The following is a 13,226-nucleotide window of genomic DNA, read 5'->3' as shown; positions in this document are numbered from 1 at the left end:
CGACAATCAAGGAGGGGCTCATGACAGCTCTGCAGACATTCCTCACAACACCCCTGCTCGGCACCAGCACCTGGCTGTGGCTGGTATTCGTCACCATCGTCATCGCTCTGCTGGTCCTCGACCTGGGCGTGCTGCACCGCCAGGACCGCGAAATCGAAATGCGCGAAAGCCTGCTGCTGTACTCGGGCTACTTCAGCGTGGGCGTACTGTTCGGGGTATGGGTGTGGTACGAGCTAGGCGCCCAGTCGGCACTGGAGTTCTACACGGGCTTCCTGGTCGAGCAGTCGCTGTCGATGGACAACGTGTTCGTCATGGCGATGATCTTCAGCTTCTTCGCCATCCCTCGCCGTTACCAGCACCGCGTGCTGTTCTGGGGCATCCTCGGCGTGGTAGTCCTGCGTGCGATCATGATTGGCGTGGGCGCCGCGCTGGTACAGAACTTCGCCTGGGTACTCTATCTGTTCGGTGCGTTCCTGCTGTTCACCGGGGTGAAGATGGCGCTTTCCAGGGAAGACAGCCATCCGGACCTGGCCAATAACCCGGTGCTGCGCTTCGTGCGCAGGCACATGCGGGTCACTGACCAGATCCACGGCAAGCACTTCTTCGTCCGTCTCACACCACCCGGCCAGAGCAAGGCGTTACGTTACGCCACCCCACTGTTCCTCGCCCTGGTGCTGATCGAGCTGGCCGACCTGGTATTTGCCGTCGACAGCGTGCCGGCGATCTTCGCCATCACCCAGGACCCGTTCATCGTCTACACCTCGAACATCTTCGCCATCCTCGGCCTGCGCTCGCTGTACTTCGCCCTGTCAGCCTTGATGCACCGCTTCGTCTACCTCAAGTACGCTCTGGCGTTGGTGCTGATCTTCATCGGTTGCAAGATCTTCTACCACGGGTTGGTGGGCAAGGTGCCGGCGCTGCTGTCGCTGGGCGTGACATTCGGGTTGCTGCTGGGCGGCGTGGTGCTGTCGCTGTTCAAGACCCGAGGCAGCGAAGGGCAAGAACCTGCCTTGGCCCAGGGCAGCCCGAGCAAGGCCGAAGCTACCGCTGGCGACGCTGCGCCGAGGTCATCCACGGCCTCTACCACGAATCACACAGGTCCTTGACCGCAAGCACCTGCCCAGCGGGCTTAGTGCCCGCCGCGCAGCATCTCCTTGGGCACATACTTGCCGATCTCGTACTTGCCGATCGCCGCCCGATGCACTTCGTCGGGCCCGTCGGCCAGGCGCAGGGTGCGCTGCATGGCATACATGTAGGCCAGCGGGAAGTCGCCGCTGACACCGGCACCACCATGAATCTGGATAGCGCGGTCGATCACCTTGAGCGCGACGTTCGGCGCCACCACCTTGATCTGGGCAATCTCGCTACGCGCCACCTTGTTGCCGGCGGTGTCCATCATGTACGCCGCCTTGAGGGTCAGCAGGCGCGCCATATCGATTTCCATCCGCGAGTCAGCGATCTTGTCGACGTTGCCGCCCAGCCGCGCCAGCGGCCGACCGAACGCGGTGCGGCTTACCGCACGCTTGCACATCAGTTCCAGGGCACGTTCGGCCATGCCGATCGAACGCATGCAGTGGTGGATACGTCCCGGCCCCAGGCGCCCCTGGGCAATCTCGAAACCACGCCCTTCGCCCAGGATGACGTTCTCGTAAGGCACGCGCACGTTATCGAACAGCACCTCGGCATGACCATGGGGCGCATCGTCGTAACCGAACACCGGCAGCGGGCGAACGATCTTCACCCCGGACGCATCGGTAGGTACCAGCACCATCGAATGCTGCTGGTGGCGCGGGCCATCGGGGTTGGACAGCCCCATGAAGATCATCACCTTGCAACGCGGGTCGCAGGCGCCGGAGGTCCACCACTTGCGTCCGTTGATTACCCACTCGTCACCATCACGCACGGCGGTGGCAGCCATGTTGGTGGCATCGGAGGAAGCCACATCAGGTTCGGTCATGGCAAAGGCCGAGCGGATCTCGCCACGCAGCAGCGGTTCGAGCCACTGCTGCTTCTGCGCCTCGCTGCCATAACGCACCAGCACTTCCATGTTGCCGGTATCCGGCGCCGAGCAGTTGAACGGCTCTGGCCCCAGCAGCGAGCGCCCCATGATCTCGGCCAGCGGTGCGTACTCCAGGTTGGTCAGCCCCGCGCCGTACTCGGACTCAGGCAGAAACAGGTTCCACAGCCCTTCAGTCCGGGCCTTGGCCTTGAGCTCTTCCATGATCGCGGTGGGCTGCCAGCGGTCACCCTCGGCAACCTGGCGCTCGAACACCGCTTCGGCGGGATAGACATAGGCGTCCATGAACGCAGTGACGCGCTCGCGCAGAGCCTGGACCTTGGGCGTATAGGCGAAATCCATCTGGGCTACCTTTGCGGAATGAAGAACATGCAGCAGAGCCTAGAGCAGTGCAGGTCAATCCACCTAGTCTATTTTCGGCGTGTATTAACATTCATAACCGATATATGATCGGCGAATAACATCAACAACACGTGGCGCCCTTATGAACCTCAGCAAGGTCGATCTCAACCTGTTCATCGTCTTCGACGCCATCTACACCGAAGCCAACCTGACCCGTGCCGGGCAGATCGTCGGCATCACTCAGCCTGCCGTATCCAATGCCCTGTCACGCCTGCGCGAAACCTTCAACGACCCGCTGTTCGTGCGCACCGCCCAAGGCATGGTGCCGACACCGATGGCACAGAACATCATCGGCCCGGTGCGTAATGCCCTGGCCCTGCTGCGTACCTCGGTGCAGGAAAGCCGGATCTTCAATCCGCAGCAGGCCAGCAAGACCTTCCGCATCAGCATGACCGACCTCACCGAAGCGGTGGTCCTGCCGCTGCTGTTCCAGCGTTTGCGCCGCCTGGCGCCGGGCGTGGTGATCGAGAGCTTCCTGTGCAAGCGGCGCGAGACCACCAAGGAGCTGGCCGCAGGTCGCCTGGACTTCGCCGTCGATGCCCCGCTGAACACCGATCCACAGGTGCGCCACGTCAAGCTGATGCAGGACCGCTATGTCTGTGCCCTGCGCCAAGGCCACCCCTTGGGCGAGGCCAAGCTGACCCTCGACAGCTACCTGGGCATGACCCATATCCATATTTCCAGCCGTCGCAACGGCCTGGGCTACGTCGATCTGGCACTGGGCAAGATGGGCGTGCAGCGCAAGATCGCGCTGCGCTCCCAGCACTACCTGATGGCCTCGCAGGTGCTGCAGCAGACCGACATGGTGATGACCGTCCCTGAGCGTTTCGCACGCCGCCATCAGTTGCGCTACCTGACGCTGCCGGTAGAAGTCCCGCCACTGGAAACGCACCTGTACTGGCATGAAAGCACTGATCAGGACCCGGCCAACCGCTGGATGCGCGAGCAGATCATCGAACTGTGCCAGCAGGTGGTGGCGCAGGATGAGCGGGAGATTGCCGCGCAGGCCGCTGCCGACTGAGCTAAGGCGGTGCATTCGATGATGGCACACTGGACGAACGGTGCCATCACCTCTAGCATCTGCGCCGCCCTCACCCAACGCTCAAGGACGATCATGCTCGCCACCGCAGCACGCTCCATCACTCTGGTTGCCGCTTGCGCACTGCTCGGCGCCTGCAGCTTCAACGGCACCTACCAGGACAGCAGCCGCACTGACGCGGCAAAACTGCGCTACGTCTCCAACACCTCCAACTCGACGCTGGATGTCTACCGGGGTCCCCGATGCGAGGGCAGCACCACCGGCCTGCTCAACAACTTCCTGGCCAGAGACACTCGCCGTCGCGCCGACATGCGCGTGCCGCCCGCCGCCGACACCCGTGGCTACCTGGAGATCCGCCTGGAGCCCGACCAACCACTCTACCTGTTTGTCAACACCTTGAGCACCGGTGGCGCGCCCTGCTCGATCGGGGTCACCTTCACCCCCGCCGCCGGTTCGGAGTACGAAGTGAGCGTCGACCGCAGCGACGGTTACTGCATGCTTCAACTCACCCGCCTGCAACGCATCGACGGCAAGGATGTACGCATCCCCTACCCGCTGAACGATGAGCCCTTGGCAAGCTGTAGCGGCACCTCGCCGCTGTTCCCGCTACCGCCCACTCCGCTGCCTGCCTCCGTGCAACGCAGCGCGATGATCGAAAGCCTCATCAATGACAGCCTGGCCTCGTCCGGCGCAGTGATCGACATACTGCAAGCCGGCAACCTGCAGCAACCTCCGGCCGATCAGCAGATCGCCGAACGTCGCAAGGCCTTGGGCAATGCCACGCTGCCCGATGCCTACTGGGACCAGTACCGCGCCAATCTGCAGCATTTCGAGCAAGCCCTTGACCAGGTCAAGCCCCTCGCCCAGGCCAGATTCCGCGACAATAACCGCAAGTACCTCAACAGCGTGCAGGACCAGCAGTTGCAGATCTGGGCGGGTCTGGAGTTGGGTAACCGCTACAATAGCCGCGAGGTTCGCATGCGCGACATGAGCCGTTACTACGCGCGGGTTTACCGCCAGATCACCGCTGAAGCGAAGCTCGAACACCTGCGGGCCATGGCGCAGCTTGACCGGCAATACGGCGTTTGTGAACGCTTCGAAGGGTGCTGGAGGCTTTGACGCAACGGCCAGCCAGAATATTTTTCTTCTGGCTGGCCTTACGATGAAAAATATTTCCATGAAACACTGAAAAAAGCGAAAACAAGAAAAACTCCTTCCCTCGCGGCTCCCCTAGCATGCTCACATCATTCTTCAGCCTCTGCCCGCACGGTCCCACCTATGCACAACTCGCCGCTGTACCTCGACTACGCCGCCACCACCCCAGTCGATGACCGGGTCATCGAAAGCATGCTGGCCTGCATGGGCCGCCAGGCGCATTTCGGCAATCCTGCGTCCAGCGGTCACGCCTTCGGCCAGGCCGCCCGCGAGTTGGTGGAACAGGCCCGTCGCCAGGTCGCCGAACAGGTCGGCGCGGCGCCCGAATCGCTGGTATGGACGTCCGGTGCCACCGAGTCGAACAACCTCGCCCTCAAGGGCATCGCCCAGGGCGCCGGCCAGCCCGGTCACTTGATCACCAGCCAGTTGGAACACAAGGCCGTGCTCGACACGGCCGCCGAACTGGAGCGCCAGGGCTGGGCGGTCACAAGGCTGGCGCCGGATGCACAGGGGCTGATACAGCCCGAAGCCGTCCAGGCCGCCCTGCGTAGCGACACCCGCCTGGTATCGCTGATGGCGGTCAACAACGAGCTGGGCACCACCACCGACTTCGGCCGGATCGGCGAATGCGTACGCGCACATGGCGCACTGCTGCATGTGGATGCCGCCCAGGCCGTGGGCAAGGTCAGCATCGATCTGGCGCGCCAAGCCGTCGACCTGATGTCGTTTTCCGCCCACAAGGCTTATGGCCCCAAGGGCATTGGCGCACTGTACGTCGGCAGCCGCGCGCGCCCCTGCCTGCAGGCGCAGATGCATGGTGGCGGCCATGAAGGCGGGCTACGCTCCGGAACGCTGCCGGGGCATCAGATCGTCGGCATGGGAAGTGCCTTCGCGTTGGCCGGCGCCCTGGCCGCAAGCGAGCACGAGCGGATCAAGGCACTGTCGCAACGCCTACGTGACGGCCTGCTGGCCTTGCCGGGTGTGAGCCTCAACGGTTGTGCCGAACAACGTATCCCGCACACCTTGAACCTGTGCATCGAGGCCAAGGGCTTCAGCAGTGCGGCATTGGCGAGCGAACTGGCCATTTCCACGACCTCGGCGTGCAACTCGGCCAGTAACGCTGCATCCCACGTGCTGCTGGCCCTGGGGCTGAGCGAGCAGCAGGCACGCAGCAGCGTACGCATCAGCCTGGGGCGCTACAGCACCGAGGCTGATGTGGACAAAGCGCTCGAGGTGTTCGGGCGGGTCATTGCAGCAGGCGCCGTGGCGCTCTGGTAGCGACGCCTTCTGTCAGGTACGGACAGTGAAGAAAAACCCACTGCCATGGCATCCGGCGCCGATTACTGGCATCTTGGCGCTTTCCCCTGCGAAGGACCGCGTTCCATGGCACTGCATCTCTGGCTGACGTTTTCCCTGGCCTACCTGATCACCTCGCTCACCCCGGGCCCCAACGTCCTGCTGACCGTACGCAACGCCCTGCGTTACGGCCCGTCCGGCATGGGCATGACGCTGCTGGGCAACCTCAGTGCGCAGTTGCTGCTGATCAGCGGTGTGGCGATGGGCGTCGGTGCGTTGTTGATCTCGCTGCCGGCGGCATTTCTGGCGTTGAAGCTGGTGGGTGCGGGGTATCTGATCTATCTGGGCCTGCGTCAGTTGCTGTCACGGGACAAGCCCAAGCTGCCCGCAGGCGAGATCCCCCCGGTAGCGCCGCGCGCGAAATGGCGGATCGGTGTCGAAGCCTTCCTGGTGTCGGCAAGCAACCCCAAGACCTTGGTGTTCTTCTGCGCCTTCCTGCCACAATTCCTTGAACCTGGCCGGCCAATCTTCGGCCAGTTCGCAGCAATGTTCATCAGTATCGCGGCCATCGTCGGGCTGGTGCATTCGTTCTACTGCTTCACCGCCTACCGCTTCGGCCAGCGCCTGAAGGCCTCGCGCCTGGCAGCCTGGTTCAAACGCGCCACCGGTGCGCTGTTCATCGGGCTGGGTGTGCGGTTGCTCAGCACCAAGGCGGTGTAAGGCGCGTTATCTGAGCAATGCCTGGATCTGTTCATGCAGGGTGTCGAGGTCGAACGGTTTGGCCAGGATCGGCGCCTTGCGCGCGATCGGGCTGCCAGACTCGAGGATCTCCGCGGGATAGCCGCTGATGAAGATCACCTTGAGGTCCGGGCGCAGCTTGACCGCAGGCTCGGCGATATCAACCCCGGAAATCCCGCCTGGCAGGCGAAAGTCCGTGACCATCAGGTCCAGGTGCGGCTTGCTCGCCAGAATCGCGAACGCCTGCTCACCATTCTCGGCCACCAGCACGTGATAGCCCTCGCCCGCCAGGTAGTCGCGCAGGATCATCCGGATGACCGGTTCGTCCTCGACCACCAGCACCACATCTTGTGCATCTTCGCTCATGACAACGCCTTGAATTTCAAATAGTTGGCCATCTGACCACCAGGTCACACAGAGGTTGCCTGCGCCTGGTCACTTTGTTGATCGGCCGTCGCCAGCGGCAGCAGGATGCTGAACGTCGCACCCTGCCCCTCTTGGCTCTCGACCTGGATTCGTCCACCGTGGGCCTGCACGATCTGCTCGGAAATATACAAGCCAAGCCCCAATCCACCACTGGCCTGGTGCGCCGCAACCCGCTCGAACTGCTGGAAGATCCGCTGCTGGTTGGCGGCACTGATGCCGATGCCGTGATCCTGGACCTGCACACAGGCCATGCCGGTTTGTTCGAACACCCGCACCTGGACTGGGCGTCGCTCGCCATAGCGCAAGGCATTGGACAGCAAGTTGGCGAGCACCTGCTCGATACGGAACTCGTCCCACTCCCCCTGCAGCGCGTCGCAGCGTTGCAGCTCGATGTGGGTGTCCAACGCCGTTGCCTGGGCCGAGAAGTTCTCCACCAGGCCGCGCACCAACTGCGACAGGTCGAACAGCCGCGGGCGGATCGACAGCTTGCCGGTGCGGATGCGCGACACGTCGAGCATGTCCTCGATCAGCCGAATCAAGCTGTTGATCTGCCGTTCGTCACGCTCGACCATCGCATGCAGGTGGGTTTCGCTGAACGCCGCGAGGTTGCCCCGCGACAAATGCATCTTGCGCAGCTGGGTCTCCAGGATCAGGCCGTTGAGCGGCGTGCGCACTTCGTGGGAAACGATCGACATGAAGTCATCGCGCATGCGCACCGCACGCTCCAGCTCGCTGCGTGCCACCTGCAGCTGGGCAAGCAGTTGCTCCTGCTCCTGCCGGCTGCGCTCGAGCGCTTCCAACTGACGCCCGAGCACCTGGCGCTGGCGATAAAGGTCGACGAACACCGACACCTTGCTCTTGACCGCCTGGGTGTCCAACGGCTTGTGCAGGAAGTCCACCGCGCCGCTCTCGTAGCCCTTGAAGGCGTAGTTCATCTCGCGGCCAGCAGCGCTGACGAAGACGATCGGAATGTTCTTGGTCTTCTCCATGCCGCGCATCAGCTCGGCCAGCTCGAAACCATTCATGCCCGGCATCTGCACATCGAGGATGGCCAGGGCGAACTCGTGCTCGAGCAGCAGCGACAAGGCCTGCTCGGCCGACTGGGCGCGGTGCACCTCACGGTCCTCACCCTGGATCAGGGCATCGAGGGCCAGCAGGTTTTCCGGCAGATCGTCGACGATCAGCAGTTTGGCGATGATGTGGCTTAGCATGCGCTGGGTTCCAGGGTGGCGAGCAACTGCCCGATACCGCTCAGAGAAAGAATATGGTCGGGGCGATGCAGGGCCAGTGCGGCCTCCGGCATCAGCGCAACCTGTGCGTCGCGGGGGTCCTGGACCACGGTCCGGCCTCCGCACTTCTTGATGTAGGCAAGGCCCTCGGCGCCATCTTCGTTGGCACCGGTGAGCAGCACGCCGAGCAGCCCTTCGCCATAGGCATCGGCAGCCGAGGCGAAAAGGAAGTCGATCGCCGGGCGCGAAAAGTGTACCGGTGCCTCCTGGCTCAGCGACAGGCTCAGGTCGCGCTCCACCGACAGGTGATAACCGGGCGCTGCAACATAGATCTGCCCGGCCTCGATCCGTTCCTTGTCACGAGCCTCGCGCACCGGGCGATGCAACCGGCGCTGCAGCACCTCGGCCAGTTGGCTGTGGCGGTCATCCGGCAGGTGCAGCACACACAGCACCGGCTGGGCGAAGCCCTCTGGCAAGCCGCCAAGCACCTCGAACAAGGCCGCGACGCCACCGGCCGAGGCGCCGATGACCACTGCGCGCACGCCGTTCATGTCTTGCGGTAGATCCGCTCGGGCCTGACCAAAGGCTCGAAGCGGTCGCTATAGGCCGAAAAATCCACCGATTCCTTACTGCCCAGGAACAGGAAGCCGCGATGGCACAACGACTCGTGGAACAGCCCCAGGGCACGGTCCTGCAAGTCTTTGTTGAAGTAGATCAGCACATTGCGGCATGACACCAACTGGGTTTCGGAAAACACGCTGTCGGTGGCCAGGCTGTGGTCGGCGAAAGTCACGTTGTCACGCAGGCTGCTGTCCATGATGGCGTTGCCGTAAGCAGCAGTGTAGTACTCGGAGAAGTCGCGCCGCCCTCCGGCCTTGCGGTAGTTCTCCTCGTACTCGCGCAGGCTTTGCATCGAGTAGATGCCCTGCTTGGCCTTCTCCAGCGAGCTGGGGTTGATGTCGGTGGCGTAGATGATGGTGCGCTCCAGCAACCCTTCCTCGCGCAGCAGGATGGCCATAGAGTACACCTCCTCTCCAGTGCTGCAACCGGCGATCCAGATCTTCAGTGAGGGCCAGGTGCGCAGCAGCGGCACCACCTCCTCGCGCAAGGCGAGGAAGTGGTCGGGGTCGCGGAACATCTCGCTGACCGGGATCGTCAGGTATTGCAGCAACTGCATGAACATGCCCGGGTCGTGCAGTACCCGCTCCTGCAGCGCAGTCACGGTACGGCAGTCGAACTGTCGCAGGGCATGGAGGATCCGGCGCTTGATCGACGCGCCTGAGTAGTCACGGAAGTCGTAGCTGTACTTGAGGTAGATCGCCTCGATCAGCAGCCGGATCTCGATATCGGTGTTGCGTTCGCTAGTCAAATTCGCTCCAGTTGCGGCAGCCAGACGCGGATCAGGGAGAACAGGCGATCAAGGTCGATCGGCTTGGCCAGGTAATCGTTGGCACCCGCCTGCAGGCAACGCTGCTGGTCATCCTTCATGGCCTTGGCCGTCACGGCGATGATCGGCAGCTTGCGCCAGCGGGGCTGCTGGCGGATCAGCCGGGTCGCTTCATAGCCGTCCATTTCCGGCATCATCACGTCCATCAGCACCAGGTCGACATCATCGTGCTGCTCAAGGCGCTCCAGCGCTTCACGGCCGTTGCGCCCGATCTCGACGATAGCGCCCTTGTGCTCCAGGGCACTGGTCAGGGCGAAGATGTTACGCACATCGTCGTCCACCAGCAGGATCTTGCGCCCCTCGAACACCTTGTCGCGGCTGCGCGCGGTCTTGAGCATGCGCTGGCGCTCGTGGGACAGTTGCGACTCGACCTTGTGCAGGAACAGCGTCACTTCGTCGAGCAGGCGCTCCGGCGAGCGCGCGCCCTTGATGATGATCGAACGCGAGTACTTAAGCAGGTCGGCTTCTTCTTCGCGGGTGAGGTTCCGCCCGGTGTAGACGATCACTGGCGGGAAGCTGCGGATGTCTTCGGCCGTCATGCGCTTGAGCAGCTCGTTGCCGAGCATGTCGGGCAGCTTGAGATCGATGATCATGCAGTCGTAGATGTTCTCGCGCAGCAGCTCTAGGGCCTCCTGGGCCATGGCCACGGCGGTGATCTCGATGTCGTCGTCGCCGATCAGGCGGGCGATGCTCTCGCGCTGCAGGTCGTCGTCTTCCACCAACAGGATGTGCTTGAGCTTCTGCGTCAGCTTGGCTTCCAGGCGGTTGAACACCTCCTTGAGCTCCTCGCGGCTCGCCGGCTTGACCGCGTAGCCCACCGCGCCCATGTGCATGGCGGCCTCGACGCGGTCCTCCACCGAGATGATGTGCACGGGGATGTGCCGGGTGTTGGCCTGTTCCTTGAGGCGCTGTAGGACAGTGAGCCCGGAATGGTCGGGCAGACGCATGTCCAGCAGCACGGCATCAGGCACGTACTGTGCCGCCAGGGCGAAGCCTTCGTCGGCGCCATGGGCGACCAGGCAGTTGTAGCCCAGTTCATGGGCCAGGTCGTAGAGGATCCGGGCGAAATTCGGCTCGTCCTCGATCACCAGGATGCAGCGATTGGCGAACGGCGCCTGCTCGCGATCGTCGGCAAATGCGGGAATCGGCAGCGGCTGTTGAGGTGCAGCCAGCGCGCGCGGTGGCGGCGGCAACTGATCGAGGGTCGGGCGCAGGGTGTGGGCCTCTTCCTGTCCATCCACCGATTCGTAGCGCTCGGGAATGATCAGGCTGAACACGCTGCCCTGGCCGGGACTGCTGTCGACGCTGATCTGGCCACCGAGCAAGTGCGCCAGGTCGCGTGAGATCGACAGGCCCAGACCGGTGCCACCATAGCGGCGGTTGCTGGTGCCGTCGACCTGATGGAAAGCACCGAAGATTGCCTGTTGCTGGTCGGCGGCGATACCGATGCCGCTGTCACGCACGGCAAAGACGATGCCCATGCCGACCTGATGACTGATGTTCAGGCTCACCTGGCCACGCTCGGTGAACTTGATGGCGTTGGACAGCAGGTTCTTGAGGATCTGCTCCAGACGCTGTCGGTCGGTGAACAGGGTCGCCGGCACCTGCGACTCCAGCTTCACCTCGAAACTCAGGCCCTTGTCATCGGCCAGCGGCTGGAACATGCCGCGCAGTCCTTCGACCAGGCGCACCATCTGGGTGGTCTCAGGACGCACTTCGAGCTTGCCCGCCTCGACCTTGGCGATGTCGAGAATATCGTTGATCAGGTTGAGCAGATCGTTGCCAGCCGAATAGATCGACTCGGCAAACTTGACCTGCTCCTGGCTGAGGTTGCCCTCGCCATTCTCGGCCAGCAGCTTGGCCAGGATCAGCGAACTGTTGAGCGGCGTGCGCAGCTCGTGGGACATATTGGCGAGGAATTCGGACTTGTACTTGCTGGAACGCTGCAAGTCCTCGGCACGCGCCTGCAGTTCCACTTGCGCAGCATTGAGCTCGCTGTTCTTGCGGTCCAGGGCGACGGTGCGCTCGGCCAGTTGCTCGTTGGTCTGCTCGAGCTCGGCCTGCTGGGTCTCCAGGTGGGCCTGGGACTCCTTGAGCACCCGCGACTGCTCTTCAAGCTCCTCGTTCGCCGTCTTGAGCTCCTCTTGCTGGACCTGAAGTTCTTCATTCAATTGTTGAGTTTCGGCAAGCACTTCCTGCAGGCGCTGGCGATAGCGCGCGCTCTCCAGGGAGATGCCGAGGTTTTCGCTGATCCGTTCCAGCAATTCGACATCACGCTCCTGCAGCGGTCGCAGGAAGCCCAGTTCGAGTACGCCATTGACCTGGTTGTTGTCACTGGCCGGCGCCAGCAAGGCACTGCGCGGCAGCCCGCTGCCCAGGCCGGAGCTCAGCCGGTAGTAATCCTGCGGCAGGTCATCCAGACGCAGCACGCGACGCTCGCGCACCACCTGGGCCAGCAGGCCATCGTGCTCGGCCATTACCTGCTCGCGCCCCTGCTGTTCGGCATCGAGCCCATAGCTGGCCACGCGCACCAGGCGCCCATGACTGTCACGGATATACAATGCACCGACCACACTACCCAAGTAGCCGGCGAAGAAGCGCAAGATGTTGTCCCCCAGCATGGTCAGCGTCAGTTGCCCAATGACCTCCTGCCCCAACTGGGTCTGCCCGTTGCGCAACCAGGCCTGGTGTTCCAAACGCTCGGCCGAACGCTGCTGCGCCTGCAGGTTGCTGACATAGCTTTCGGACAGTGCCAACAAGTCACGCCGCCCCAAGTAGGCCAGCAGCGCACTGAGGCCGACGATGAACAGCACGAATGCGCTGATCGCGGTGATGGTGACCGTGCTGACCTTCTCGTTGCGCGCCATGCGCAACTGCTGTTCGGTGGCAACGAAGTCGTCGAATTCCTTGCGGATCTCGTCAGTGATGCGCTTGCCGCGACCATTGCCGATTATGCCGCGAAAATCGCCCTGGTCGCGGCGCACCTTGATCAGTTCGCTACCGAACTCGTTCCAGGCACGCTGAAGGGCCACCAGCCGGTCGATGCGATCGACCTGCGGTGGGTTGTCCAGGACCATGCCACGCAGGCTGTCCAGACTGCTGAAGATTCTCGGCTTGGCCACCTCGTAGGGGTCGAGGAAGCGCTCGTCGCCGGTGATCAGAAAACCGCGCATGCCGGTTTCCATGTCGATCGACAGCTTGACCGTTTCGTTGGCATTGCCAATCACCCGATCAGTGTGCTCGACCCACTGCATGGCCGAGAGCAAATAGTTGATCACCGCAACGAAGGCGACGGCGCCCAGCAGGCCGACACCCAACGGGAGGCCGACGTTACGGCTCAGCAGCTTGCGAAAACTGCGTTGATCCATGGAGGCTGCTTGAATCATCTGATAACGCCCGAGCGAAATAAGTCCATTGAACAGTGTGTGGCCACTACATTCAGTCATTGTTGTATGCCGCTGCCACCCCCGCACCTGG

The 13,226-nt window shown here is 63.0% G+C and carries 11 protein-coding genes; 5 read left to right on the top strand and 6 right to left on the bottom strand.

Features of this window, described 5'->3' with window-relative positions; genetic code table 11:
• Positions 1-20 precede the first annotated feature (20 nt).
• Complete coding sequence (locus tag AB688_RS13845; protein WP_063544798.1) at positions 21-1,106, top strand: TerC family protein; 1,086 nt, start codon at positions 21-23, stop codon at positions 1,104-1,106.
• A gap of 23 nt (positions 1,107-1,129) precedes the next feature.
• Here AB688_RS13845 and AB688_RS13840 read toward each other — a convergent pair whose 3' ends face one another.
• The gene (locus tag AB688_RS13840) at positions 1,130-2,359 is read right to left on the bottom strand and encodes an acyl-CoA dehydrogenase (RefSeq protein ID WP_063544797.1); all 1,230 of its coding nucleotides are present in this window, start codon (positions 2,357-2,359) and stop codon (positions 1,130-1,132) included.
• A gap of 142 nt (positions 2,360-2,501) precedes the next feature.
• On the opposite strand from AB688_RS13840, the gene AB688_RS13835 reads away from it, so the two are divergent.
• The 4 genes from AB688_RS13835 to AB688_RS13820 all read left to right on the top strand — a co-directional run bounded on the left by AB688_RS13835 (position 2,502) and on the right by AB688_RS13820 (position 6,629).
• Complete coding sequence (locus AB688_RS13835) at positions 2,502-3,440, top strand: LysR family transcriptional regulator (RefSeq protein ID WP_054891282.1); 939 nt, start codon at positions 2,502-2,504, stop codon at positions 3,438-3,440.
• 93 nt (positions 3,441-3,533) lie between these two features.
• The gene (locus AB688_RS13830) at positions 3,534-4,577 is read left to right on the top strand and encodes a hypothetical protein (RefSeq protein ID WP_063544796.1); all 1,044 of its coding nucleotides are present in this window, start codon (positions 3,534-3,536) and stop codon (positions 4,575-4,577) included.
• 159 nt (positions 4,578-4,736) lie between these two features.
• Positions 4,737-5,891, top strand: coding sequence for a cysteine desulfurase family protein (locus AB688_RS13825; RefSeq protein WP_063544795.1), 1,155 nt, complete (start codon positions 4,737-4,739; stop codon positions 5,889-5,891).
• 105 nt (positions 5,892-5,996) lie between these two features.
• Complete coding sequence (locus AB688_RS13820) at positions 5,997-6,629, top strand: LysE family translocator (protein ID WP_054891279.1); 633 nt, start codon at positions 5,997-5,999, stop codon at positions 6,627-6,629.
• 6 nt (positions 6,630-6,635) lie between these two features.
• Here AB688_RS13820 and AB688_RS13815 read toward each other — a convergent pair whose 3' ends face one another.
• From AB688_RS13815 to AB688_RS13795, 5 genes are read right to left on the bottom strand one after another with little or no spacing between them, the layout of a single operon-like run.
• Complete coding sequence (locus AB688_RS13815) at positions 6,636-7,013, bottom strand: response regulator (RefSeq protein ID WP_054891278.1); 378 nt, start codon at positions 7,011-7,013, stop codon at positions 6,636-6,638.
• A 44-nt stretch (positions 7,014-7,057) separates the two neighbouring features.
• A complete protein-coding gene (locus tag AB688_RS13810) occupies positions 7,058-8,284 on the bottom strand; it encodes a hybrid sensor histidine kinase/response regulator (protein WP_063544794.1) in 1,227 nt (408 codons plus the stop codon).
• Positions 8,278-8,853: a chemotaxis protein CheB gene (locus AB688_RS13805; RefSeq protein ID WP_063544793.1), complete on the bottom strand. Its 576-nt coding sequence runs from the start codon at positions 8,851-8,853 to the stop codon at positions 8,278-8,280. Before AB688_RS13805 ends, AB688_RS13810 begins: the two co-directional genes overlap by 7 nt.
• Positions 8,850-9,671 (bottom strand): CheR family methyltransferase, encoded by an 822-nt coding sequence (locus AB688_RS13800; RefSeq protein ID WP_063544792.1) that lies wholly within the window; start codon positions 9,669-9,671, stop codon positions 8,850-8,852. Before AB688_RS13800 ends, AB688_RS13805 begins: the two co-directional genes overlap by 4 nt.
• The gene (locus AB688_RS13795) at positions 9,668-13,135 is read right to left on the bottom strand and encodes a response regulator (protein ID WP_063544791.1); all 3,468 of its coding nucleotides are present in this window, start codon (positions 13,133-13,135) and stop codon (positions 9,668-9,670) included. The genes AB688_RS13800 and AB688_RS13795 overlap by 4 nt, the downstream gene beginning before the upstream one ends.
• Between the last annotated feature and the right edge of the window lie 91 nt (positions 13,136-13,226).

The organism is Pseudomonas putida (assembly GCF_001636055.1).
Taxonomy (GTDB): Bacteria; Pseudomonadota; Gammaproteobacteria; order Pseudomonadales; family Pseudomonadaceae; genus Aquipseudomonas; species Aquipseudomonas machongensis.
Note: the sequence above shows the minus strand (reverse complement) of the source record. Positions and strands in the feature narration are given on the sequence as shown.